This window comes from Rhizobium oryzicola, assembly GCF_030504645.1.
GTDB lineage: Bacteria > Pseudomonadota > Alphaproteobacteria > Rhizobiales > Rhizobiaceae > Neorhizobium > Neorhizobium oryzicola.
The window spans coordinates 803,385-829,317 of record NZ_JAUKWQ010000001.1 but is presented as its reverse complement, the minus strand read 5'-3'; the positions used below and the strand labels follow the sequence as shown (position 1 = coordinate 829,317).

The following is a 25,933-nucleotide window of genomic DNA, read 5'->3' as shown; positions in this document are numbered from 1 at the left end:
GTGAACGGTAGGTTCGTCGGCAAGCATGCTCCCCCTCACCGCGATCGTTTCATGAAGGCTTCAAAGGCCGCGCGGGCTTCCGCGCTCTTCAGCTGCGCAGAGAAATGCACCATCTCGCCATCCATGCGATCCAGCACCTGCTGCGTGTCGCCGCGCAGAAGGTCACGGGCGATCCGAAGCGCGCCGGCGGGCTTTGCCGCGAGCGAGGAAGCAAGCGCAAGCGTCTCCCGTTCCACCGCCTCGGCCTCCACCACCTTCCAGATCAGCCCCGCCTCGCGCGCGGCCTCGGCGGAAAAACCCTCGCCCAGCGCCAGCAGGGCAAAGGCCCGCTGATGACCGGCGATCCGCGGCACGATCAGGCTGGAGGCCGCTTCGGGCACCAGGGCCAGATCCACAAACGGGGTGCGGAACAGGCTGCGGCTGGAAGCGATGGTGAGATCACAATGCAGGTTGAGCGTGGTGCCGATGCCGATCGCCAGGCCATCAACGCCAGAGACCAGCGGCTTGCCAAAGCTTGCGATCACCTTGAGAAAATCAACCGCAGCCGGCGGCTCCGATGAACCGGACACGGCATAGGCGATAAAGTCGCCCATATCATTGCCGGCGGAAAAACATCCCTCGGCGCCGAGAAAGGCAACCGCCTTGATGCCGGCATCCTGCCCGGCTTCGTGGAGAGCCAGCGTCATGCGCCGATACATGGCGGCCGTGATGGCGTTCTTCTTGTCCGGCCGGTTGAACCGGATCACCAGCACGCCGGGATGCGCCTCGGGACGCTCGACAAGAATAAGATCGTCGCTCATCAAAGCCTCCTCAGGCAAGCGCGGCACGTGCCGCTTCCAGGCTGGCGGCACCTGTCATAACCCGATCCTTCAGCGCCGCTGTTTCCGAGAGCAGGTTTTCCGCAGCAAAACGGCAAAGTGATGCGCGCGCAAGTTCACTGCCATCATCAGCTTGTGCTATCGCGCCCTTGGCGAGATAGGCACCCGTCAGCGCCAGTCCGAACAGGCGTTGATAGGGTGTCGCACCGGCCAGTGCTTCCGCCGTCTTGCCCTCAGCCAGCCGCGCCAGCAACCATTCGGTCGTCTCGGTCAAATCATCCAGCGCGCGGACCAGCCGCTCTGCCGTTTCGCCCAGATCCGGCTTGTTGGACAGCCGAACCGCCTCTGCGATAGCCCGCAGTTCAACGATAAAGCCCCGCACATGATCGCCATTGCCGAGCGGAAGTTTGCGCGTCACGAGGTCGATCGCCTGGATGCCGTTGGTGCCCTCATAGATCGGCGCGATGCGGGCATCACGCAGGTAGCGGGCCGCGCCCGTCTCTTCGATGAAGCCCATGCCACCATGCACCTGGATACCCAGCGAGGCGACATCGACGCCAACATCGGTGGAAAAGGCTTTGGCGATCGGCGTCAGCAGGGCTGCGCGCTGCTCCCAATGTGATTTCGCGTCTGCAGAACGGTGTGAGAGATCCAGCGCATGAGCGCAGGCATAGCAGATGGCACGTGAGCCTTGCGTCAGCGCCTTCATGGTAAGCAGCATGCGGGCGACATCCGGGTGTTCGATGATCGGGCTCATGCCGCCCGATTGGCCCTGCCCCGTCCAGCCCGGCGCCTTGCCTTGCGTGCGTTCCTTGGCATAGGCGATCGCCTTCTGGGTTGCGGCTTCGGCCACCGCGACACCCTGGATGCCAACGGCGAGGCGCGCATTGTTCATCATTGTGAACATGCAGGCGAGGCCCTTGTTCTCCTCGCCAACCAACCAGCCGATCGCCCCCTTTTCCGATCCATAGCGACCATCGCCATAGATCATGGTGCAGGTGGGGGAGCCATGAATGCCGAGCTTATTTTCGAGCGAGTGGCAGAACAGATCGTTGCGCTCGCCCAGCGACCCGTCCTCGTTCACCAGGAATTTCGGCACCAGGAAGAGCGAGATGCCGCGCGTGCCGGCCGGTGCATCCGGCAGGCGGGCCAGCACCAGATGGATGATGTTGTCGGCAGCGTCATGCTCGCCCCAGGTGATGTAGATCTTCTGGCCGAAGATGCGGTAGGTGCCATCGTCGCGGCGCTCGGCGCGGGTCTTCAACACCCCGAGGTCGGAACCGGCATGCGGTTCCGTCAGGTTCATGGTGCCGGTCCATTCACCGGAGACCAGCTTTTCCAGATACTTCGCCTTCAGCGCCTCGCTGCCATGGGCATGAAGGGCTTCGATGGCGCCGATCGTCAAGGTCGGCCCCAGCGCGAACCCCATGGAGGCGGAGTTCCACATTTCCAGCGTCGCGACATTCAACATATGCGGCAGTGCCTGACCGCCAAAGGCTTCCGGCGCCGTCAGCCCGTTCCATCCGCCTTCCCGCCAGGACTTGTAAAGATCGACCCAGCCATCGGGTGACCGCACCTTGCCGTCGATCAAACGTGCGCCCTGCTTGTCGCCGATCTCGCCGAGCGGCGCCATTTCCTGGCTGGCGAAACGCCCCGCCTCTTCCAGAATGGCGTCCACCAGATCCGGCCCGAGTTCCCCCATGCTGCCGGATTGAATGGCACCTTCGAGGCCTGCAACATGGTTCAGGGTGAAGACGATATCCCGGACAGGGGCGTTGTACATGAAAGCTCCTCCTCAGCCGCGTGTACTACATCGGACCAGACGGTCGATTTTCTTCTTTTTACGTAAACGTAAGACTGGTTGTCAATCGGCTCCGACCTCGCTTGCACATTCCCGTCATCCAAGGCACCTAGTATGTCTCGACTTCCGCCCCAAAGCCTGGATTTGATATGTTGATCGCCGCCCCCACTATTCCCGGTCTCGTCTGGGCATACCACTTCAAGCCCTCAAACACCGAATGCAATTCGCTGACCTCGGAAGCGAGCCTACAGGAATTGCTCGATACGGATGGTTTTGTCTGGCTGCATCTCAACCTCGCCGATGCCCGCGTCGCATCGTTTTTAGAGACATTGCCCGGTTTGCCATCTATCGCCGCAGCGGCGCTCGTTACCCATGAGACCCATGCTTCGCTGACGGTCAGCGACCAGGTTGTCTACGGCACGCTTGTCGATTTCCAGCGCGATTTCGATACCAATACGCGCGATCTCGGCTGGCTACATTTCGCCGTTTGCGGCCACCTGATCGTCACCACCCGTCTGCAACCGCTGCAATCTGCCGAGCGCGTGCGCGCGGCAATTGAGAAGAACCCCTCTCGCTATCGCCAGCCGATGGATATTCTCGAACTCATCGTCACCGAGTTCCAGCGCACGCTGATTGCGCTTGTCATGGAAGTGACGGAAGAGCTGAACCAGATCGAAGACTACGTCTATCACGAAACGCCGCGGGACGAACGCCGTAGGCTTGCCCCCATCCGCCGCACCGCGGTTCGTCTGCATCGGCATCTTCGCACCGTGCTATCACTACTGCGCCGGGCCGCAGCCGCTGACGAGGATGACATTCACCCTGCCTTCGAGGATGTGTCGAGCCGGCTGATCAGTCGGTTGGAATCCGTAGATCACGACATCTACGCGCTGCAGGAGCGCGCCCGCCTGTTGCACGAAGAAATCGATTCCAAGCTGTCGTCGGAAACCAACCGGCATCTGTATGTGCTGTCGCTGATGACCGCCTTCCTGCTGCCGCCGACGCTGGTAACAGGCTTCTTCGGCATGAACACCGGCAATCTCTTCTTTTCCAAGAGCGATGACGGTACGATGTATGCCATCGGCTTCATCGTACTGTCGATCCTGCTGGCTTGGTGGGCGGTCAAGAAGGCCCGCATTCTTTGATTGCCGACCTCACATGAATACGCCCGGCACGAGGCCGGGCGTCCTGGTCATGGCATTTGCCGAAGGCCGTCAATAATATGGCGAGTAGCACTGCTGGCGCGGCCCGTTATAGGGCTGGAAGGTATTGGAATAGGCGTCATACGAGCGGTATCGGGCAGCACAATACTGATAATGCTGCGGATTGACGCCTGCGGCGCGCGGCGCGGGCGCCACGTAGCGTGGCTCAGACGCAATGGCACCGCCGATGATGGCGCCTGCGCCAAAGGCTGCAAGCGGGAACCAGAAGCCATTATGGTATCGGTAGCCGGGGCGCTCGTAGCGGTAGCCGCGATAGCCGCCATACCAGCCAGGCCGTGCGTACGGACTTGGGCGATAATAGCCACCGCCGCGCCAGTAACCTGGGCCGCCGTAATGACGCCAATACTGCACCTGAACCACATCGCCTGATGGCACTGCCGGTGCCGGTGCCGAGATCATGGGCATGGCCTGCGAGGGCAGGATCGACGCCGTCAGCATGGCGGCGGAAAGACCCAACAGGGAAAACTTCTTCATGAAGCTGATCATGTCATCTGCCTTTCTGAATAGCGCCGCGCGGAAAAATGCGCCGACGATCAATGAAAAGCTATGGTTGCGCGCCTGAATGGCGGATTAATGGTGAGCCTCTCGCAAGAGGCTCACTGCTTTGTGAAGAGCTTGCTTAAATGCAGCCCGCTCCTATCGGTTTTAATAAGGGCCGTTACAGGTGCGGCGTTCGCCGCGGCTGTTGGCGACGTAAGTGTTATCGGAGGCCCGATAGGTCTTGTAGCGCTGCTGGCACCATGCCACGTGGCTACCACCATAGCTGCGGCTCGGTGCAGACTGCACGGCACCGCCGATCAAGGCGCCAGCCGCAAAAGCTGCCAGCGGGAACCAAGCACCGTTGTGGTAGCGATAGCCCGGGCGGGCGTGCCGATATCCACGATAGCCATTGTAGTAGCCGCCATGGCGACCTTCCCATCCGCGATTCCATCCACTATCACGTCCATACCAGCGGCGAGGACCATTGTACTGGCGATAGTAAGGCTGGTTATCGCCATGCTCCGAACTGAACTGAACGTTTACGACCGGCGTACGGTCGGTCGAAGCAGGTGCGGACGGTACGAGCGGCATCGCCTGAACTGGCGCAAGACCCGCAACGGTGACGGCAAGTGCAGTGCCGAGCACTGCGAGCTTTTTTGTAAAAATACCCATTCTCGGTTTCCTCTCGATTCTTGTTCCAACAAGAAACGCAGAGCATCCGGCGAAGGTTCCTCTTTCGTCACCGAAACGTGAAACTGGACAACTTCACGCTTCGACTTCGATATCGCCCTTCGGACGGGAGCAGCAGGCGAGAATATAGCCTTCCTCGATTTCGTCGTCCAGGATACCGCCATTGTGGTTCATATCCACCTGTCCCGAAAGCAGGAGTACCTTGCAGGTGCCGCAAAGTCCTGACTCGCAGGCAGCGCCGATGCGAACTCCGCTTGTCCGGGCTGTCTTCAACACTGTATCGCCTGGCTTGCACTGGCCCTTCTTGCCGGACATGGAAAAGGACACCGTTGCGGCCGCATCGGCTTCCGCCACTTCACAAAGCACGTCTTCGACGAGAGGCAAAGCGGGCTGGAAGCTTTCCTGATGGTAGCGGCTCATGTCGAAACCGGCGCTTTCAAGTGCAGAACGGACTGCAGCCATGAAGGGTTCCGGTCCGCAGCAGAAGACTGTCCGCTCCAGGAAGTCCGGCGCCAGCAGCGAAATCTTGGCGCGATCGATAAATCCGCGGAGGCCTGACCAGGCATGCGACTGGCCCGCACGCTCAACCACGAAGCCAAGGTTGAGATGCGGCATCACCTGGGCCAGACCTTCCAACTCGTGCCGGAAGATGATGTCAGCCGGCGTGCGGGCACAATTGACGAAGACGATATCCGAAAGGGGTGCGCGGTCGGCCATGTCGCGGGTCATCGACATCATCGGCGTGATGCCGGACCCGGCGGAGATGAACAGGTACTTCTCCCCCGGATGCTTCACATAGGAGAAATCGCCGAGCGGACCGAAGGCGCGGATCGTCATACCCGGCTTCAGGTTCTCGAACATCCAGCGCGTACCGATCGAGTCCTTCTGCGCCTTGACCGTCACCGCGACCGCATAGGGCCGCGATGGGCTGGAGGACAGCGTATAGGTGCGCATGACTGGTTCGGGCCCGACCGGAATTTCCAGTGTCACGAACTGGCCGGGCAGGTAGCGGAACCAGACCGGCTTATTCGCCTTGAAGGTGAAGGTCATCACATCAGGCGCCTCCTCCGTCACGGAGGTGCATTCCAGAAGATGCAGGCGGTCGCTGAACGACTGCATCTGGTCGAAGTGCTGGTAGGAGGGGGCCGCCATGCTCATGCCTTCACCGGGTTCATACGTCTTCAGGCCACAGCCGACAGTTTGGCATCGCCCTGCAGGCGGTCGATCATGAAGTTGGTGTACCACTCCACGAACTGCATGACACCCCCCTCATGGTCCGGCGAATAGGGGCCGGGTTCATAAGCGGGCGAGCGGATGCCGAAGGCGTTTTCCTCGACGATGGACCGGTCCTGATCGTTGGTCATGTTCCAGACGTGGGTCAACTCTTCCAGGTCGTAGTCGACGCCTTCCACCGCATCCTTGTGGACCAGCCAGGTCGTTGTGACGGCGGTTTCCTCCGCCGAGATCGGCAGAACGCGGAAGGAAATCGCGTGGTCGCCCAAGAGGTGGTTCCAGGTGGTGGGATAATGGAACAGCAGCATGGTGCCGATATGAGAGATCGTCACGTCATCGGAGAGCGGGCGCTTGACGGCCCGCTTGCCGGTCATGGTGTAGCTTTCGGCATCTTCCACCAGCGGCATACGCGCCACGCGGAACTGGCCGCTCTGGTGCATGTTGAACGCGGACGGCAGACCGGCTGCCTCGCAACGCTGCCAGTGTTCGGAAATGAAGGGATCTTCGGCAGCGCCCTGCACGCCCGTTGCACTCGGCGCTTCCGGATAGGTGCGGCAGAGTTCCGGATGGTTGCCAGCGCAGTGGTAGCACTCGCGGTTGTTTTCCCAGACGAGCTTCCAGTTGCCCTTCTCGATAATCGTGTTCTTGTGAGCGACCTTGGTTTCCGACAGGCGATGCGGCGCCATATAGGGTTCGATCGTTGCTCGAACGGGCGCGAAATCCGGCGCCTCATTGGCAAGACAGATGAAGATGTAACCGGCCACCACTTCGCAATGCACGGTCTTCATGCCGAACTGCGACTTGTCGAAATCCTCGCCCATCTGGCGGGCGAAGACCAGCGAGCCATCAAGGTCGTAAGTCCATTGATGATAGGGGCAGACGAGCTTGGCGGAAGCGCCCTTTTCCTGCGTGCAGACGCGGTGACCGCGGTGGCGGCAGGTGTTGTGGAAGGCGCGGATAACCTTGTCGCGGCCGCGCACGATGACGACGGGGTAATCCCCGATCTGAACGGTGAAGTAATTGCCGGCCTTCGGGATCTCGCAGTCATGGCCCATGAACAGCCAGTCGCGATACCAGATCATTTCGAGGTCGAGACGGAAATAGTCCTGGTCGATATAGAAGGGCTGCTCAAGGCTGAAACCTTCATTGCGGTTTTTCAGCTGCCGCAGCACCGTATTGCGAATATCCATCTTCCGCTCCTCTCTGTGCCGCACACGCAACGCGACACCCGCGATCATCTGTTTTCTGTATAGCCGAGCATCCGGCCTTTCCTGCCATGACAATGCGACATCGTATTCCGCATTGACGACAAAATGCGACATGGCGAAGCACGGCAAACAGCCGCTATGCATTGCAAACCAAGAGGTTTTCCCCTGCAGTTCTCGTCGCTGCAAGTGACGGTTACGACGCAAAAAGAACATCGCAAGCATCCGTTCATGACGCAAGCCACCGTTAAGGATCATTTACTAAACTTCGCCGGTAGTGCTGGAGTGCAGATGCATGGCGACCAAGACGAGACTCAGATATTTCGATGCGAGCGCGCTGAAACCCGCCGCGCCGAAGGCAAAGACTGCTTCTCATTCGGAATTTTTGCGCACAGGCCGTATCTCCCGACAAAGGGAGGACTGGCTTCCCACGGAGAAGCGTTACCTCACCTATGAAGAGGTGGCTGAGCGGACCGAAAAGAAGCTTGCGGCCGCAGGCGAGAAGACGCATGAGCGGATCAACGCCGTTCACCGCTCGATCCAGTTTCCGAAGATCGTCTTCAGTCGGTCGCTCGATGAGCGCCCGCATCTCGGCTACTGCCACGTCACGGCGTCCAGCACGCATTTCGGGCACCTGCCGATCAGCTGGTCTTTCTACATGTGCAACTTCCTCTCCGAGATCGGCGAGGCGGAACAGTTCTTCGAGCGCATTCGCAATGATTACGGCCGCATGTATTTCGCCGTCGCGATCGAAGGCGAACCGGAAACCCGGGGCGTGCGCGTCAATCGTGCCGTGAGGGGCAACGGGGTACTCTTCAAGACGACGGACCCGCAGGAGGCTTTGAAGAACGTGCTGCTGCTTGGGGCCCACAACAACATGCTACGGGAAATCATCAAGCGGATGTGACGCGAAACGGTTGCGCGAGGCCAAGCTTTGGCGCTATGCACCTGCCATTATGGCAGCACGGATCATCGACATCGCCGAATTTCCCGAGGACGCGCTTCGCGAAGCCTGCGCGCGTCTCGGTGAAGGCCTGCCGATCGCTCTGCCGACGGAAACCGTGTACGGGCTTGCAGCAGATGCGACCAATCCGGCTGCCGTCACGCGCATCTATGAAACCAAGGGCCGCCCGCGCTTCAACCCGCTTATCTCGCATATGGCTGATCTCGCCATGGCCGAGCAGCACGTAGAATTCGACCCATTGTCCCTAAAGCTCGCGGAAGCCTTTTGGCCCGGACCGCTGACACTCGTCCTGCCCCGCAAGCCGGAAAGCGCCATCCATGATCTGGCAACAGCCGGCCTCGATACGGTCGGTGTGCGGGTGCCGAAGGGATCGATGGCTGATGTGATCCGCCGGTTCGGGCGGCCGCTCGCAGCCCCCAGCGCCAATACATCCGGTCAGGTCAGCCCAACGACGGCAGCGCATGTATTCGAGGATCTCGGCGAAAAGCTGACCCTGATCCTGGATGGCGGCAGTGCGCCTGTGGGCGTCGAGTCAACCATCATTCGCGTCGAGGGCGGCAACGTTCGTCTACTGCGCCCGGGCGGCATTTCCGCCGAGGCGATCGAGGCGCTGCTTGGCGTTACGCTTCTGCGGCCCGACGGTCCTTCCGCCACCATCGAAGCACCGGGCATGCTCGCTTCTCATTACGCGCCCGGCGCCGATGTGCGGCTGAATGCAACCTCCGTTTCATCAGGCGAAGCGCTAATCAAATTCGCCAATGTTTCGGTTATCGGCGAAGCGCAGGCTGCCGGCATGTTCGATCTCAGCCCCCGCGGCGATTTGGCAGAGGCAGCCGCCAACCTGTTTTCCTATCTGAAGCTTGCCGATGCCACAGGCGCGAAGGCAATTGCAGTCACCGCCATTCCTTCACATGGACTGGGTGAGGCGATCAACGACAGGCTTCAGCGCGCCGCTGCCCCACGCGAATAAGGACGAACATCCCATGACTGGAACTGCCCCCTCCCCCGAACTTCTGGACCGCTTTGCAGCCATCGTGGGGGAGGCGAATGTTCTTCGAAGTGCGCAGGACCTCGCGCCACGCCTCATCGAAAACCGCGGCCTTTATCACGGCAAGTCGCCGCTGCTGCTGAAACCCGCCTCGACGGAAGAGGTCTCGGCCATCCTGAAGCTCGCCAGCGAAACCGGCACGGCAATCGTGCCGCAAACCGGGAACACTGGCCTTGTTGGCGGGCAGACGCCGAGCGAAGACGGCAGCCAGCTGATCCTCTCGCTGGAACGGATGAACCGTATCCGCGATGTCGATCCTGTCGCCAATGTGCTGGTGGCGGAAGGGGGATGCATTCTGGCGGATGTTCATAAAGCGGCGGATGCGGTTGGCCGCATGTTTCCGCTCTCGCTTGGCTCCGAAGGCAGCTGCCGCATCGGCGGCAATCTTTCCACCAATGCCGGCGGCACCGCCGTTCTCGCCTATGGCAACATGCGCAACCTGTGCCTGGGGCTGGAAGTGGTTCTGCCGACCGGTGAAATCTGGAACGGGCTTCGCCGCCTGAAGAAGGATAATACAGGTTACGACCTGCGCGACCTCTTCATCGGCGCGGAAGGCACGCTCGGTATCATTACCGCAGCGGTTCTCAAACTCTTCCCGCAGCCGGCGGGCCATCAGGTGGCGTTTGCCGGGCTGGCTTCACCTGATGCCGCGCTGAAGCTGTTCGAAAAGGCCTCCAACCTTTGCGGCACGGCGCTGACGGGTTTCGAGCTGATGCCGCGCATCGGCATCGATTTCACCACACGCCATATTCAAGGTGTCCGCGACCCGCTGGAGAACCCACATGCCTGGTACACGCTGATCGACATCTCCACCAATGACTCCGCGGCAACTGCCGAGACCATGGTGCAGACATTGCTGGAACAGGGCTTCGAAGCAGGGCTGATCGAAGACGCCGTGATTGCAAGCTCGGTTGCTCAGCAGAAGGCACTCTGGCACATGCGCGAGAGCATGTCGGATGCGCAGAAGCCGGAGGGCGGATCGATCAAGCACGACGTATCCGTGCCGATCTCGAAGATTCCGAGCTTCATGGCAGAAGCTGAAAAAGCCGTTCTCGCTGCCATGCCGGGCGCACGCGTCTGCGCCTTCGGCCATCTCGGCGATGGCAACATCCACTACAATATTTCCCAGCCGGTCGGCGCCGACAAGGCGGAATTCATCGCGCGCTGGCGCGAGATCAATGCCATCGTCCACGGCATCGTTCTGGAGGCAGGTGGCTCGATTTCAGCCGAACACGGCATCGGCCAGTTGAAGCGGGACGAGCTGGCACACATCCGTCCGGAGATCGAGATCGATCTGATGCGGCGGATCAAGCACGCCTTCGACCCGGCCGGGATCATGAACCCAGGCAAGGTTGTCTCTGTCTAGAGCCTGATCGGGCGAAGATTATCGCGCGTTCAGTGCCGCCAGCGTATCAGAGCTGATACCGCTGCTTCCGGCACTACCGTTCAAGATGGAAAGCGCTGACGAGCTCGCGCTTGAATTCTGCATGTCATAGAGCGCGGTGAACTTGTTGATGAGCTTCTTGACCTTGTCCGGGTCTTTCATGTCTTCCATCGGCATGTACTTCTGGACAAGCTCCGCCTGCTTGTCGACGTTCAGGCTGCCGATGCTGTCTGGCAGCTGGAAGGTCACCCGGAAGAATTCAGCCAAAGCGCCATCGGCCAGAATGTCGTAAGCGCTGGTTATTGTTTTCGACATGCGTTCAAAATAGAGGGCCAGACGCACACCATTATTCGCCTCACCCTGGATTTCTTCCAGGCTCTGGCGATTGTACTTGTTCTCCGTCTCCAGCAGCTTGCCCTTGGTCTGAATGCCGACACTATCCGCCTTCGACAGGTTTCCGGAGGCGTCAAAGTTGAGAGAGCCGCGCATTTCGGCCCAGACGGAATTGGTCTGCTGATTTGCGAAGCTGCTGGAGCTGTTCAGATCGGATGTGAAGACCTGCTTCAGAAAGTCTTTGGTCACGCTCTTCGGATCGATACCGTAGGAGGTAAGAAGCACATTCACCAGACGATCGTCATTGACGAAGTCCGTTACATTCTGGATCTTCTGCATCTGCTCGGAATAATAGCCGACTTCCGTGCTCGCATCAGACTTTGCCTTGTCGAGATCCGTTCCTGTGAGGAAACGGGTCTTCTGGATTGTGTAGTCCGAGCCAATCGCGGTGATGACGCCGGTCGATTGAGCCGTCAGCGGCGTGCTAACATCGCCCGAGCTGTTGAAGTTGAACGCCTTGACCAAGGTGACATAGCGATCGTCGCCAAGCGTATTGACGTAACTATTCTTGTCGCTGAGATCGCTGGTCAGGATCTTGCGTAGCTCGAAATTCGATACGGTGGTCGGGTCCACACCGATAGCCTTCAGTGCGAAATCGCGCACGTTTGCGGTGCTGAGGAAGGTATCGACGGACTTCACATCGGCCAAGGCGGTCTTGTAAAGCTGCGCCGCCTTGTCGTCTGCCGCGTCCTGATTGTCGTTGTAAAAGGAATAGTAACCGTTTGAGATCGTATCCAGCTGGGCGTCAGTGACTGCCTGACCGGCGTCGACGGTGCCGTCCGTCCTGAAATTGAACGCCTTGGCCATGGCCAGGATGTTGGGATCAGCCTTACCATTGACATTGGCATAGCTGTTGGGGTCACTCAGGTCACTCTTGAGAATGCTCGCGATCATATCCGACGTCACGCCCGGCCCCTGATTGAAGGCGGTCTTGATGTAAGAATAGAGGCGATCATCGGCGAAGATGGCGCCGATGCCCGTTACCTTTGACATCTGCTGCTTGAAATAGGCCGTCTCGTTTAGAGCCGTTGCCGTCGATAGACGATCCTGCTTGCTCAGATAGAGATCGTTGATGGTCACCTTTTGCGCGGCCGTCTGCGCACCACCTGCAGGAACGGAGCCATCGGCGTTGAACTGGAACGCATCTGCCATGTCGTAATATTTCTGCAGGCTGGCCAGCTGGCCACTGTACAGCTGGATTTCTGCATTGATATTCGCCTGATCGGTGGCATTGGTGGCCGCATTATAACGCGTCTGCGCATCCTGCAATTGCGCGTTGACGGCGTCCTTCTGAGGGCCGAGCGTCTTGTTGATATAGCTGTTGGGATCGGACGTATCGCTCGACAGCACGCCGGTGATCAGATCACGCGAGTAGTAGTTGTCGTCAATCCCGTAGGACTTGAACAGATACTGGCGCAAACGGTCGTCATTGAGCAGATCGTTCACATTGCCGATCTGGTCCATCATGCTACTGAAATATTTGCTATCCGTGGTGACCGCGTCGCCCTGGTCGGCCATGGTCTGCGTATAGAGCCCCAGCATCGTATCCGTCTGCACGGAAGTCTGGGCGGTGGCGCCGCTTTCCTTGAAATTAAAAGCCTGTGCGAAATCGCGATAACGCGAATCCGTCAGCTTGTTGGCAAAGCTGTTCTGGTCGCTCAGGTCGCTTTCCAGAACCTTCTGCATAAAGGCTTTGGCGTAGGTCATGTCTTCCAGGCCATAGGCTTTCATGGCGTAGGAATAGAGACGATAGTCGCCCATGAAGTCATCGACGGTTTTCACCTTGCCGATGTTCTCTTCGTAATATTTCCGATTGGCGGCAACCTGCGAGTCATTGGCCACGCGCTTCAGCGAAGTCTGAAGATCACGCGTCACCATATTATAACTGAGGTAGGTCGATACCATGACGGGGGCCCTTCGATGGTTTTGGTCCGCTCATTCACCGCGGCATTATACGTGAACGAAGTTTAAGGAATTCCTGTCTCAGTTTTTCACGCCAGACTTGCGTGGACCTGTTTCGTGGCGATTTTCGTGCCAGTGCAAAACACAACTGTTCCTATTCACTTTCGAGAAAGGATGGGCGCTTGACTTTCGCTAACCATCCAAAGACGCAGAAATTTCTTAACCCTGATTTTTAAGCGGTTTTGGAAAGGCCGCGCCTATCTTGCCCTTACCAGAGGACAAAAAAGTCCCGGGAGTAAGCCATGAACGGCTCTCAGGTAAAACAAGGGTACATTCGCGATGACAAACACGGTTTTGAAGCCCGCTTGGGCAGGGGCAACGCTTCGGCTGGATCCGACGCATTTCCCTCAGCAGATCACCTATGCCCTGCGCGAGGCGTCCGAGAATGTCACGATCACCATCGATGAACGAGGTGCCGTGCTCAGAAAATTCTTGCCGGAAAGCGGCCTTCCACTTTCGTTCGCACTGCCGGCTCGCGCCTTCCGCGGCGTTGCGGCCCGTGCCATCGACCATGGCAACGGCCAGGTGACGGTGACGCTGGAACTGCATCACGACGATCCGGATCTGTGCATCCCGCTGCTGGTGGCGCACGATCTGTGCGATATCGCCGCTGACTGGCGCAGCTGGTCGGAAGCCTTCCGCATTCCGATGCTGATGGTCGAGGCTGATGGTGTTGCCCGACCCCTGGAAAACCACCTTGGCGAGATCCGCACACAGGGTACCAAGCCGCGCCGCCGCCATTCCTATTTTGCAGAGCGCCGTCCGCGTTTCCTCGTTCGCCGCACCACCGGAACACTTGGTGTCGCCATGAAGATCGAGGGCAAGGAAATCATCGCGCGCCGCTAACGAAGGCCTATGAAACTGCAATCCTCCCGCAGAACCCGGCCCCAAAAGCCGGGTTTTTGCGTGATGTTTATTTGTGGCTCACCAGCGAGACGACGAGAGCCAGAAAGATTACAAAGCCGACGCGGCCATTGAACTTGAACAGGCGCAAGCACTGGTCCGGATTATCGATATCGATGATCAGGATCTGCCAGGCAAGCATGATCGCTGCGATGAAGAGCCCGAGATAGCCAAGCACGCTGACATGGGCTGCGGCAAAGGCGAAGATCAGGAACAGCAGCGTCAAGCCGTAAATGGCGCTGAGCCACGCCTTGGTGTTTTCCGCAAACAGCCGCGCGGTGGAGCGAACGCCCACCAGGGCATCGTCTTCCTTGTCCTGATGGGCATAGATCGTGTCATAGCCAACGGTCCAAGCCACGGCCGCTAAATACAGCCATAGGGGTGCCCAGGAGAGGCTACCGAAGACGCCGGCCCAGCCCATCAGTGCGCCCCAGGAAAAAGCAAGCCCCAGAAAGAATTGCGGCCAATCGGTAAAACGCTTGGCAAAGGGATAAATCGCGACGATCAGCAGTGAAGCGAACCCCAGGCCGATGGTGAAGGGGTTGAATTGCAGCAGCACCCAAAGCCCGACCAACGCCTGCGCCAACAGAAACAGCTTTGCCTGCAGACGCGTCACACGGCCTGATGGCAGGGGCCGCGAACGGGTGCGCGCCACTTCGGAATCGATCTTGTGATCCACCAGGTCATTGTAGGTGCAACCGGCGCCACGCATGGCGACCGAGCCCACGAAGAACAAGAACAAGTGAATCAGCTTCAGTTCCAGGGAAAAGCCGCCATCGGGTGCCACATCGGCATTGGCCGCAAGCGCAGAGGACCAGAAGCAGGGCCACATCAACAATTGCCAGCCGATCGGCCTGTCCCAGCGGGCCAGCTGCGCATAAGGCCAGACCCCGCGCGGTAGGGCGCGGTAGACCCAGTTATCGGAAGGTGCATCGGCCACGCGGCCGGTCAAATCATGGGGCGTCGTCATGACGGCGAGTTCTAGAGCAAAGGTCGCGTGATAGGAACCTGTCACGCGAGGATTTTGGATTTCTCCTGCCGATCAAACCGTCAGTGGCGCTCGAGAACCCGCTGACTGCCCGATACCGGCTGCAATGGCATTCGGCGGCTTTCGAACTGCTGCAGCATTCGCTCGTTATCACCGATATAATCGCGATTATGCGGCACGGCATTGAGCGACTTCTTCAACTGCACCTGGAAAATGAAGAAATTCTCGTGCGTGAAGGCCATCTCCGAACCGGCCAGATAAAACTCCCACATGCGGAAGAAGCGCTCATCATAAAGCGCGATCGCTTCTTCCTTGCGGGCCAGGAAACGTTCACGCCAATGCCTGAGCGTATGGCCGTAGTGCATCGGCAGGATCTCGATATCCGACACGAGCAGGCCTGCCTTCTCGATATGCGGCAGCACTTCCGACAGTGCCGGGATATAGCCGCCGGGGAAGATATACTTCTCGATAAACGGATTGGTGATGTAGCTCACGGTCGGTTGACCAATCGAATGCAGCAGCATCACACCATCATCCGCCAGCACTTCTGCTGCTTTGTTGAAATAGGTGCGGTAGTTTGCGCGCCCGACATGCTCGAACATGCCGACCGAAACGATCCGGTCAAATTTCTTTTCCGGCTTCAGGTAACGATAATCCTGCAACTCAAAGCGCACTCGATCACTGATGCCGCGCACAGTCGCGCGCTCCCGCGAGATTTTCAGCTGTTCTTCGCTGAGCGTGATACCGGTGACATCGACACCGGCGGCTTCCGCCAGATAAAGCGCCATGCCACCCCAGCCGGAGCCGATTTCCAGAACCCGCTGACCGGGCTTGGGCAGAAGCTTTGCCGCGATATGCCGCTTCTTGGCCAACTGCGCCTCATCCAGCGAAATGCCGGGCGGATTGAAATAGGCGCAGGAATATTGCCAGTCCTCATCGAGGAAAAGCGAGAAAAGCTTCTCATCGAGATCGTAATGATGGGCGACGTTGCGTTTGTTGTGGTTGACCGGCAGGCGATTGCGCAACTGGCCAAGCGCGATGCGTCCGATGCCGCGCCAGATCATGCCGAAGGTCAGCCCCTCACTGAGGGTGTTATCCTTCACCAACGCGAGGAACTCGTAGATGTCGCCCTCCTCGACGATCATCCGTCCGTCCATGAAGAGTTCGCCAAGCTTTAACTGCGGATCAGCCGCCAGTTCCTGTTCCGCCTGCTCATCGGTAAAGCGGATCGTAACGCTGCGGCCTCCTCCCCCTCCGAAACGCTGCTCACCTGATGGACCCCGGACCGTCAAAAGGCCCTTTTTGATGATCTTTGCAACGAGAGCACGAAACGCAGAGGCCATACTCATCTCCGTGGATACTAAGAGTGCCTTACTATCTCATGAAAACTAGCGCATTCCTTGTAAGATACAAGCACATTGCAGACATGAAAACGACACAAAATTTCGAGGCTACCGAACGGATTCGGTAACCTTGAGTTCCACACTCGATGTTGCCGCTGGAGTTAGCGCTTCTTCATCGCCTCGGCGAGAGCCGCGCCCAAACCGCCCAGCTGACTGCCTTCACTCTTCTGCGGCTTGGCCTGCGCATGACGCATCGGGTTGCCGCTGCCGGGCGAACGATTTTCACGCATGGATGCGGGTGCGGCCTCGCCGCCATCCTTGCGCATGGTGAGCCCGATGCGCTTGCGCTTGGCATCCACTTCCACCACGCGCACCTTCACCACATCGCCGGCCTTCACCACTTCATGCGGATCTTTCACGAAGCGATCCGCCAGTTGCGAGACGTGGACAAGGCCGTCCTGATGCACGCCGATATCCACGAAGGCGCCGAAGGCGGCGACATTGGTGACCGTGCCCTCCAGCAACATGCCGACTTTCAGATCCTCAATCTCGTTGACGCCTTCGGCAAAGGTGGCGGTCTTGAAGCTTGGACGAGGGTCGCGGCCCGGCTTCTCCAGCTCCGACAGAATATCCTTCACGGTTGGGAGACCGAATTGCTCGTCTACGAACTGTTTTGGATCGAGCTTCTTGAGAGCTGCGCTGTCACCCATCAACGAGCGCAGGTCGCGGCCGCAGGCGGCGACGATCTTCTTCGCCACGCCATAGGCTTCCGGGTGAACGGCGGAGGCATCCAGCGGCTCCTTGCCGTTGGGGATGCGCAGGAAGCCTGCGCACTGCTCGAAAGTGCGGGCGCCGAGGCGCGCCACCTTCAACAATTCCTTCCGGCTTTCGAACGGCCCGTTCTGGTCGCGATGGATGACGATGGCGTCCGCAATCGACCGGCTGAGACCGGCAACGCGGGCGAGAAGCGGCGAGGACGCCGTGTTGAGATCCACCCCGACCGCGTTCACCGCATCTTCCACCACGGCATCCAGCGAGCGCGACAGCTTGCCCTGGTCCACATCGTGCTGATACTGACCGACACCGATGGATTTCGGCTCGATCTTGACGAGTTCGGCTAGCGGGTCCTGCAGGCGGCGCGCAATGGAAACGGCTCCGCGCAGCGAGACATCGAGATTGGGGAATTCGGCAGCGGCAAGTTCGGACGCGGAATAGACCGAGGCACCCGCTTCCGAGACGATGACCTTGGTCGGCTTCGGTCCGGCTGGCAGTGCGGAGAGCATATCTGCCACCAGCTTTTCCGTTTCGCGGCTGCCCGTGCCATTGCCGATGGCGATCAGGTCGACCTTGTGCTTGCGGATGAGGCTTGCGAGTTCCGCCTGCATGCCGCGGATGTCGTTCTTCGGCGGGAAGGGATAAACGGTCGTCGTCTCCACCAGCTTGCCCGTACCATCCACCACGGCTACCTTCACACCCGTGCGGATGCCCGGATCAAGGCCCATGGTGGCACGCGACCCGGCGGGAGCCGCCAGCAGCAGATCCTTCAGGTTCCGGGCGAAGACGCGGATCGCCTCCTCTTCCGACCGTTCGCGCAGCTCGCGCATCAGGTCGAGCGAAAGCGACATGGACAGTTTCACGCGCCAGGTCCAGCCTGCCACATCCATCAGCCAGCGGTCCGCAGCACCCTTGTCGCCGATCTGGAAGGCACCGGCAATCATGCGATGGGTCGGCTTGATCGGTGACGGATCGTCCTGATCGACATCGATGGTCAGCGTCAGGAACTCCTCGTTCCAGCCGCGCAGCATGGCGAGCGCCCGGTGGCCGGGGGTCGTTGCCCAGCGTTCGGAATGGTCGAAATAGTCCGAGAACTTGGCGCCCGCTTCCTGCTTGCCATCCACCACCTTGGCCCGCAGCGTGGCATTGTCGCGCATATACTGGCGCAGACGCCCCAGAAGGTCGGCATTTTCGGTGATGGTTTCGGCAACGATATCGCGAGCGCCTTCGAGCGCCGCCTTCACATCGGCCACTTCGGCGGAAAGATAGGCTTCCGCAAGCTTTGGCGGGTCAGCGGACCGGTCCGCCCAGATGGCATCCGCCAGGGGACCAAGGCCGCGTTCGCGGGCGATCTCCGCCTTGGTGCGGCGCTTCGGCTTGTAGGGAAGATAAAGATCTTCCAGCTCCGCCTTGGTGGTGGCGCGGGCAAGCTTCAGAGCCAGTTCGTCCGTCATCTTGCCCTGGCTGTTGATGCTGTCCACGATCGACGCGCGGCGCGCTTCCAGTTCGCGCAAATAGACGAGCCGTTCGGCCAGCGTGCGCAGCTGCGTATCATCCAGCCCACCCGTCACTTCCTTGCGGTAGCGGGCGATGAAGGGCACCGTCGCCCCTTCATCCAGCAGACCGATTGCGGCCGCCGCCTGATCCGGGCGGGCGTTGATTTCAGCGGCAATGGTCGCGGCGAGGAGCTTGTTATCGGCAGCCATGGATCTTCCTGTTCTCGATTCTGTGGCGACCATAGCGGCAGATCATGGCAAGGCAACGCCGCAGCCGGCGATTCCACAGGATGCGTGGAATTGTGTGAACCATATCATGCAAAGCCCGAAATTTGTCTTCATGCCCCTTGACCTCAACTATACTTGAGGTTCCATCACCATGCTCGCAGACACCACTCTGGGAGATACCAATGCAATTGAAGACCATCGCCAACACCATCACCGGCGTTTACGAAACCCACTTGCCCGTCCGGGACCTGAACCGTTCGATCGCCTTCTACCGCGACAAACTGGGTCTCGAACTGGCAACGGAAATCCCGGAGCGCCAGATTGCTTTCTTCTGGGTCGGAAGGCGAGAAGTCGGAATGCTCGGCTTGTGGCAGGTCGGAACCGGGCCATTGCAGATGCGCCTTCACTTCGCCTTCCGCACAGAACAAGAGGCGCTGATGAACGCATGCGAGACATTGAGGAACAGCGGGATCGAGACTCTCGACTTCCACGGCAATCCGACCACGGAACCGGTCGTCATCGGTTGGGCGCCTTCTCTTTCGGTCTATTTCAACGACCCGGACGGACATTCGCTGGAACTGATCCATATGCTGGACGAAGCACCCGATAGGGACTTTGGCATCGGTCCTCTCTCGGCTTGGAGGGCGCGTAGGGGCAAGACTGCTGGAAACGCAGCTTGACCTTTTGCCTCCCTGCCCTTAACCGCCCAGCATCTCTTTAAGACTCCAAGGGGGCGCGGCAATGAAGGTTCTTCTGATCGGTTCTGGTGGTCGCGAACACGCGTTGGCCTGGAAGCTTGCGCAATCCCCGCGCCTGACTAAGCTTTATGCCGCGCCCGGCAATCCCGGCATTGCGGAAGAGGCGGAACTGGTTTCGCTAAACGTGGAAGACCATGCTGCGGTCATTTCCTTCTGCCGCGATAAGGGGATTGATTTCGTTGTCGTCGGCCCGGAAGCGCCGCTGGTCGCGGGCCTTGCCGATGACTTGCGCGCCGCTGGCTTCGTGGTCTTCGGCCCCTCCAGGGCTGCGGCCCAGCTAGAAGGCTCAAAAGGGTTCACCAAGGACATCTGTGCCCGCTACAATATTCCGACCGGCGCTTATCAGCGCTTTACCGCCGCGGAGCCTGCCAAGGCCTATATTCGCGAACAGGGCGCGCCGATCGTCGTCAAGGCTGATGGGCTTGCCGCCGGCAAGGGCGTCACGGTTGCCATGACACTCGATGACGCGCTGGCCGCCGTGGACGATTGCTTCGCAGGCGCCTTTGGCGCAGCCGGTGCCGAAGTGGTGGTTGAAGCTTATCTGGATGGCGAGGAAGCAAGCTTCTTCTGCCTGTCCGACGGCAAGACGGCGCTGGCGCTCGCGACGGCGCAGGACCACAAGCGCGTCGGCGATGGCGATACAGGCCCAAACACCGGCGGCATGGGCGCTTACTCCCCTGCCCCGGTCATGACGCCCGAAATGGTAGAGCGGACGATGAAGGAGATCATCGAACCAACCATTCGCGGCATGGCGGAGAGCGGCCATCCCTTCACCGGCGTCTTCTTTGCCGGCCTGATGATTACGGCCAAGGGGCCGGAACTCATTGAATACAATGTGCGCTTCGGCGATCCCGAAACGCAGGTGCTGATGATGCGGCTGAAGAGCGACCTGCTTTCCATCCTCTATGCCGCCTCTACCGGCACACTGAATGAGGTGAGCGCCGAGTGGCACGACGAGACGGCGCTGACCGTCGTCATGGCCTCCAAGGGCTATCCGGGCGCTTACGAAAAGGCGACGCCCATCGCACATCTGCCGGAAGCTCAGCAGGGTGCGAAGGTGTTTCATGCCGGCACTGCCATCAAGGATGGTCAGCTGGTCGCGACTGGCGGGCGCGTGCTGAACCTGACAGCCATGGGCAAGACTGTCACTGAGGCGCAGGCAAAGGCCTACGCGCTGGTGGATGCAGTCAAGTGGGACAACGGCTTCTGCCGCCGCGACATCGGCTGGCGGGCAATCGATCGCGCCGACTGAGGCTAAGTAAACGGTGGCTCTACGGGATTCATTCAAATTTAACCCAATCCCCTGACCTGTTGGAAAGGAAACGCAGCTAGGCTGTCAAGGTCACTTTCAAGGGATTGGACCGATGGTAAGCCGCGTTGCTTTGATGATTGCCGCATTTGCCGCTTCGACGGCGGCGGCTAACGCCGGGTCGATCATCAAGATGACGGGAACACCGATCACCGTGGCACCTAGCATGATCGCGATGACATGTGCTGATTGCCAGGCGGTCACTCCCGACCTGAAGAACAAGCCGAAAGCAGCTACTCTTCCTGTTGAAACCCAGGCCGAAGTAAAGAATTTTTACGGCAAGAAGGCCGTCATCAGAACCGGCGCATGGATGGGCGGCTCACCCGTCACCTTCGTCAGCCTCAGCCCTGTCTGGATCAGCGAAGAAGAATTGATGATGGCCGGTCAGCGCGCCGCGCCGCCAAAGTCGGACGGTGTCGATTTCAATGCGACGACCTCCGCCGTTGGCGCACAGCCCGGCCAGGAATCGATTACGCCGGTTGGTGTTACGCCGGCACGCCCCACCGCAGAACCAGACTTTAACGCCTACCAGCTGCGCCCCAGCATCTGACGCGCATCACAAGCATCACGGTCGCCTCTACACATGCGAAGTGCCACTTCGACAGGCGTGTCTGAGTGTATCTACCTTCGTCCCGACCACGGCTCACTCAATCAGAAATTTATATTTTCCACGCAATAAGCAATCAAAATGCGTGCATTGCGTGCATTATTTCACAACCCCAGATAAATTCTAGTGCGCCTATAATTTCCCCTTAACGAACAACCTTTGCCCGTTAATTAGAAAGTACAACATTATTATTTCCTTTAATCTTTGAGACTAAAAAATGGGTACGGATGCATGCAGCATCGGTGGTGCGCATTAGGCGCCTGAACACAAGACTCACCGCGTTTCCGTGGGCTCAGTAATCAACCGATCGGTACCCCGATGAAAAATACGAAAATTTCGCACCAACTGTTTATGCTGGTTGGCGCCATGCTGGCGATCTTTGCCACCATTACCTTTCTTCAAATCCGCTCCTCGACCAACGCGATCTATCATGAACGCTACGAGATGCTGCGGACACAGGTAGAGACCGCGAACTCCATTCTCAAAGACTATAACGACCGCGCAACCAAGGGCGAATTCACTTTGGAAGACGCCAAGAAGCGCGCCTACGACCAGCTTACAAAGCTGCGTTTTGAGCCGGATGGCTACTTTTTTGCCTACGACTACGACGTCAACATGGTCTTCCATCCGAATAAACAACTGATTGGCACGTCGCAGAAAGGTAAGCCGGACAGCAACGGTTTCCTCTATCGTGATGAACTGGTGAAGCTTGGACGTGCTGGTGGCGGCTACCTCGAGTTCATAGGACCGAAGCCCGGCAAGGATCCGAACGACTACAGCTATCCCAAGGCGGCCTATGCGAAGGTCTTCGAGCCTTGGCAGATCGTTCTTGTGACCGGTCTTTATACGGATGACCTGCGCGAGGATGTGCGCAATTCCGTTATCAGGATTGTCGGTAGTTCCGCCATCTTTTTCCTGCTGGCGCTGGTGGCGGCCTATTACATCATCCGTGGCATCACGCGTCCGCTGAACGCGATCCATGATGCGCTGAACGAGGTGGCCGACGAGAACGTGTCGATCGCCATTCCGCACACCGACATGGGCAATGAAGTGGGCAAGATGGCGCGTGCCACCAAGACACTGCAGGAGAAGGTGCGCGAGCGGCTTGCCATGGCAGAGCGCGAGGAAGAACAGCAGCGCGCCCTCGATGTCGAGCGCCAGCGCAATCTCGATGCCCAGCGCGAGGAGGCCGAGCAGCAGGCGCATGTGGTCGCCACCATCGGTGCCTCGCTCGAAAAGCTCTCCGTCGGCGACCTGACCGTTCGCTGCGCCGATCTCGGGCCGAAGTATGAGGGCCTGCGCCACAACTTCAACGACGCCCTCTCCCGCCTCGAACAGGCCATGAGCCGTGTCAACCTGAAGGGCAATGACATCGGCGTTTCCAAGGAAGAGATCCGCCGTGCATCAAACGAGCTTGCCCAACGCACCGAGCGCCAGGCGGCAAACCTGGAAGAAACCTCGGCGGCCCTTGACGAGCTGACTGTTGCCGTTCGCCAGACGGCTGACGGTGCCAGGGAAGCCGCGCAGCGGGTCAAGACCATCAGCAGCGAGGCACGCCAGAGCGACACGATCGTCGAGCAGGCGATTGCGGCGATGAGCGGCATCGAGCAATCCTCGGCAGAAATTACCAAGATCATCGGCGTGATCGACGAGATCGCCTTCCAGACCAACCTGCTGGCGCTCAACGCCGGTGTCGAAGCGGCACGTGCCGGCGAAAGCGGCAAGGGCTTTGCCGTGGTTGCCCAGGAAGTACGCGAGCTTGCCCAACGCTCTGCGGCTGCCGCCAAGGAGATCAAGGCACAGATCTCACGCTCCGGCGGCCAGGTGGAGCATGGCGTGCAACTGGTCGCCCAGGCGGGCGACGCGCTGAAGCGCATCTCCGCGCAGATCGAGGCGGCCAATGATGTAGTCACCCGTATCTCCCACAGCGCGCAGGAGCAGGACATGACGCTGCGCTCCATCTCGAGCGCGATGAACCAGCTCGACACGGCAACGCAGCAGAATGCGGCAATGGCGGAAGAAACGACCGCTTCGGCGGAAGTGCTCGCCAACGACACCGGCGATCTGCTCGACCTCATCCGCGGTTTCCGCACCAATGGCGGCACAAGCGAGCTGCGGGGTATGGCCCAGCAGATGCGCCGCGCGGGGTAAAACCGCTTATCCGATGATGGCAGACGCCGGTCGAAAGGCCGGCGTTTGTCATTTCGCCATCCTCAATAATCTGGCCGGACATTTCCGATGCAGCCTCAGAATAAATTCTGAATTCACATTAACTTATCAGTACAAATTCTTGATATATGTCGATATGCGACAAAATATCCGAGATTATACTTTCTTTCAGAATTCATAGATAAGAAAATCAGCAAGGATGCATGCAGCACCACTGCGGCGCATGAGGCGCAACCACGCGAAACTCCACCCCTGCTCACCGGGACATGACACTTAACCTATTGGCATCCCCATGAAAAATCTGAAGATTTCGCACCAGCTCTTCATTCTGATCGGCGCCATGCTGGCGACCTTTGCCATTATTACCTTTCTCCAGATCCGCTCGTCGACGAACGCGATCTACCATGAACGCTACGAAATGCTGCGCACGCTGGTAGAGTCGGCCAATTCGATCCTCAAGGATTATAACGACCGAGCAACCAAAGGTGAGTTCAGTGTGGATGAAGCCAAGAAGCGGGCCTATGACCAGCTTGGCAAGATCAAGTTCGAACCCGATGGCTATTTCACAGCCTATGATTATGATGTGAAAGTGGTATTCCACCCGAACCCGCAGGTCATCGGAACATCATCCAAGGGCAAGCCGGATGCAAACGGTTTCATGTATCGCGATGAGATCGTGCGCCTGGGACGCGCCGGTGGCGGTTATGTGGAGTTCCTCGGACCGAAACCCGGCAAGGATCCGAACGATTACAGCTACCCGAAAGTGTCATACGGCAAGGCGTTCGAGCCCTGGCAGATCGTCATGCTCACGGGCCTGTACACCGATGACCTGCGCGAGGAAGTGCGCAATACCACCTTCAAGATTGTCGGAAGCTCAATCGTTCTCTTTATCCTGGCAGTTGCAGCGGCCTATTACATCATCCGCGGCATAACCAAGCCGCTGAATAACATTCGCGAAGCCCTGAACGAAGTGGCTGACGAGAACGTGTCGATCGCCATTCCGCATACCGACATGGGCAATGAAGTGGGCAAGATGGCACGCGCCACCAAGACCCTGCAGGAGAAGGTGCGCGAGCGGCTCGCCATGGCCGAACGCGAGGAAGAGCAGCAGCGCGCCCTCGATGCCGAACGCCAGCGCAACCTGGATGCCCAGCGCCAGGAGGCCGAGCAGCAAGCGCATGTGGTCGCCACCATCGGTGCGTCACTTGAGAAGCTTTCGGTCGGCGACCTCACTGTCCGCTGCGCTGATCTCGGGCCGAAGTATGAAGGCCTGCGCCACAACTTCAACGATGCGCTGTCGCGCCTCGAACAGGCCATGAGCCGTGTCAACCTGAAGGGCAATGACATCGGCGTCTCCAAGGAAGAGATCCGCCGTGCCTCCAACGAGCTTGCACAGCGCACCGAGCGCCAGGCGGCAAACCTGGAAGAAACATCCGCAGCGCTCGACGAACTGACGGTGGCCGTTCGCCAGACGGCTGACGGTGCCAAGGAAGCCGCGCAGCGGGTAAAGACCATCAGCAGTGAGGCACGCCAGAGCGATACGATCGTGGAACAGGCGATTGCGGCGATGAGCGGCATCGAGCAATCCTCGGCCGAGATTACCAAGATCATCGGCGTGATCGACGAGATCGCCTTCCAGACCAACTTGCTCGCACTCAACGCCGGTGTCGAAGCGGCCCGTGCCGGCGAAAGCGGCAAGGGCTTTGCGGTCGTCGCCCAGGAAGTGCGCGAACTCGCCCAACGCTCTGCGGCTGCCGCCAAGGAGATCAAGGCACAGATCTCACGCTCCGGCGGCCAGGTGGAGCATGGCGTGCAGCTGGTGGCCCAGGCAGGCGACGCGCTGAAGCGCATCTCCGCGCAGATCGAGGCGGCCAATGATGTAGTCACCCGTATCTCCCACAGCGCGCAGGAGCAGGACACGACGCTGCGCTCCATCTCGAGCGCGATGAACCAGCTCGACACGGCAACGCAGCAGAATGCGGCAATGGCGGAAGAGACGACCGCTTCGGCGGAAGTGCTTGCCAACGACACCGGCGATCTCCTGGACCTCATCCGCGGCTTCCGCACCAATGGTGCGGGTGGCGAGCTGCAGGGTATGGCCCAGCAGATGCGCCGCGCAGGGTGACAAACCTTTATCCGATGATGGCAAACGCCGGT

20 protein-coding genes are annotated in these 25,933 nt (G+C 59.3%); 10 read left to right on the top strand and 10 right to left on the bottom strand.

Annotated elements, in window-relative coordinates; translation table 11 throughout:
* Positions 1–35: 35 nt before the first annotated feature.
* Positions 36–800 carry a crotonase/enoyl-CoA hydratase family protein gene (locus Q2T52_RS03975; protein ID WP_302075366.1) on the bottom strand — a complete coding sequence of 255 codons (765 nt, stop codon included), beginning with the start codon at positions 798–800 and terminating at the stop codon, positions 36–38.
* Positions 801–810: 10 nt separating this feature from the next.
* Complete coding sequence (locus tag Q2T52_RS03970) at positions 811–2,601, bottom strand: acyl-CoA dehydrogenase (RefSeq protein ID WP_302075365.1); 1,791 nt, start codon at positions 2,599–2,601, stop codon at positions 811–813.
* Between the two features lie 167 nt (positions 2,602–2,768).
* On the opposite strand from Q2T52_RS03970, the gene Q2T52_RS03965 reads away from it, so the two are divergent.
* Positions 2,769–3,764 (top strand): transporter, encoded by a 996-nt coding sequence (locus Q2T52_RS03965; RefSeq protein ID WP_302075364.1) that lies wholly within the window; start codon positions 2,769–2,771, stop codon positions 3,762–3,764.
* A 69-nt stretch (positions 3,765–3,833) separates the two neighbouring features.
* On the opposite strand, the gene Q2T52_RS03960 is transcribed toward Q2T52_RS03965, so the two are convergent.
* From Q2T52_RS03960 to Q2T52_RS03945, 4 genes are all read right to left on the bottom strand, one after another.
* The gene (locus tag Q2T52_RS03960) at positions 3,834–4,328 is read right to left on the bottom strand and encodes a BA14K family protein (RefSeq protein WP_436799483.1); all 495 of its coding nucleotides are present in this window, start codon (positions 4,326–4,328) and stop codon (positions 3,834–3,836) included.
* A 159-nt stretch (positions 4,329–4,487) separates the two neighbouring features.
* Positions 4,488–4,994, bottom strand: a complete 507-nt coding sequence (locus Q2T52_RS03955; protein WP_302075362.1) for a BA14K family protein — start codon at positions 4,992–4,994, stop codon at positions 4,488–4,490.
* A 93-nt stretch (positions 4,995–5,087) separates the two neighbouring features.
* On the bottom strand, positions 5,088–6,170 hold the full coding sequence (locus Q2T52_RS03950) for an FAD-binding oxidoreductase (protein WP_302075361.1): 1,083 nt from the start codon (positions 6,168–6,170) through the stop codon (positions 5,088–5,090).
* A 23-nt stretch (positions 6,171–6,193) separates the two neighbouring features.
* Positions 6,194–7,435: an aromatic ring-hydroxylating oxygenase subunit alpha gene (locus tag Q2T52_RS03945; RefSeq protein WP_302075360.1), complete on the bottom strand. Its 1,242-nt coding sequence runs from the start codon at positions 7,433–7,435 to the stop codon at positions 6,194–6,196.
* Positions 7,436–7,745: 310 nt separating this feature from the next.
* Between Q2T52_RS03945 and Q2T52_RS03940 the strand changes: the two genes are divergently transcribed.
* From Q2T52_RS03940 to Q2T52_RS03930, 3 genes are read left to right on the top strand one after another with little or no spacing between them, the layout of a single operon-like run.
* Entirely contained in the window at positions 7,746–8,357 is a 612-nt protein-coding gene (locus tag Q2T52_RS03940; RefSeq protein ID WP_302075359.1) for a DUF6656 family protein, read from the top strand.
* A gap of 49 nt (positions 8,358–8,406) precedes the next feature.
* Positions 8,407–9,384 (top strand): L-threonylcarbamoyladenylate synthase, encoded by a 978-nt coding sequence (locus tag Q2T52_RS03935; protein ID WP_302076027.1) that lies wholly within the window; start codon positions 8,407–8,409, stop codon positions 9,382–9,384.
* A 13-nt stretch (positions 9,385–9,397) separates the two neighbouring features.
* Positions 9,398–10,828, top strand: a complete 1,431-nt coding sequence (locus Q2T52_RS03930) for an FAD-binding oxidoreductase (RefSeq protein WP_302075358.1) — start codon at positions 9,398–9,400, stop codon at positions 10,826–10,828.
* Positions 10,829–10,846: 18 nt separating this feature from the next.
* Here Q2T52_RS03930 and Q2T52_RS03925 read toward each other — a convergent pair whose 3' ends face one another.
* Positions 10,847–13,144, bottom strand: a complete 2,298-nt coding sequence (locus tag Q2T52_RS03925) for a DUF1217 domain-containing protein (RefSeq protein WP_302075357.1) — start codon at positions 13,142–13,144, stop codon at positions 10,847–10,849.
* Positions 13,145–13,480: 336 nt separating this feature from the next.
* Between Q2T52_RS03925 and Q2T52_RS03920 the strand changes: the two genes are divergently transcribed.
* Positions 13,481–14,047: a DUF6101 family protein gene (locus Q2T52_RS03920; RefSeq protein ID WP_302075356.1), complete on the top strand. Its 567-nt coding sequence runs from the start codon at positions 13,481–13,483 to the stop codon at positions 14,045–14,047.
* Between the two features lie 67 nt (positions 14,048–14,114).
* On the opposite strand, the gene ubiA is transcribed toward Q2T52_RS03920, so the two are convergent.
* From ubiA to Q2T52_RS03905, 3 genes are all read right to left on the bottom strand, one after another.
* Positions 14,115–15,074 carry a 4-hydroxybenzoate octaprenyltransferase gene (gene ubiA / locus Q2T52_RS03915; protein ID WP_302075355.1) on the bottom strand — a complete coding sequence of 320 codons (960 nt, stop codon included), beginning with the start codon at positions 15,072–15,074 and terminating at the stop codon, positions 14,115–14,117.
* 80 nt (positions 15,075–15,154) lie between these two features.
* Positions 15,155–16,435 carry a cyclopropane fatty acid synthase gene (locus tag Q2T52_RS03910; protein ID WP_302075354.1) on the bottom strand — a complete coding sequence of 427 codons (1,281 nt, stop codon included), beginning with the start codon at positions 16,433–16,435 and terminating at the stop codon, positions 15,155–15,157.
* Positions 16,436–16,596: 161 nt separating this feature from the next.
* Positions 16,597–18,915 (bottom strand): Tex family protein, encoded by a 2,319-nt coding sequence (locus Q2T52_RS03905; RefSeq protein ID WP_302075353.1) that lies wholly within the window; start codon positions 18,913–18,915, stop codon positions 16,597–16,599.
* Between the two features lie 200 nt (positions 18,916–19,115).
* Between Q2T52_RS03905 and Q2T52_RS03900 the strand changes: the two genes are divergently transcribed.
* The 5 genes from Q2T52_RS03900 to Q2T52_RS03880 all read left to right on the top strand — a co-directional run bounded on the left by Q2T52_RS03900 (position 19,116) and on the right by Q2T52_RS03880 (position 25,901).
* Positions 19,116–19,613 (top strand): VOC family protein, encoded by a 498-nt coding sequence (locus Q2T52_RS03900; RefSeq protein ID WP_302075352.1) that lies wholly within the window; start codon positions 19,116–19,118, stop codon positions 19,611–19,613.
* Positions 19,614–19,674: 61 nt separating this feature from the next.
* Entirely contained in the window at positions 19,675–20,943 is a 1,269-nt protein-coding gene (gene purD / locus Q2T52_RS03895) for a phosphoribosylamine--glycine ligase (protein ID WP_302075351.1), read from the top strand.
* Between the two features lie 112 nt (positions 20,944–21,055).
* Positions 21,056–21,550, top strand: coding sequence for a plant virulence effector HPE1-like domain-containing protein (locus Q2T52_RS03890; RefSeq protein WP_302075350.1), 495 nt, complete (start codon positions 21,056–21,058; stop codon positions 21,548–21,550).
* A 375-nt stretch (positions 21,551–21,925) separates the two neighbouring features.
* A complete protein-coding gene (locus Q2T52_RS03885; protein ID WP_302075349.1) occupies positions 21,926–23,758 on the top strand; it encodes a methyl-accepting chemotaxis protein in 1,833 nt (610 codons plus the stop codon).
* A gap of 310 nt (positions 23,759–24,068) precedes the next feature.
* Positions 24,069–25,901: a methyl-accepting chemotaxis protein gene (locus tag Q2T52_RS03880; RefSeq protein WP_302075348.1), complete on the top strand. Its 1,833-nt coding sequence runs from the start codon at positions 24,069–24,071 to the stop codon at positions 25,899–25,901.
* Positions 25,902–25,933: the final 32 nt, after the last annotated feature.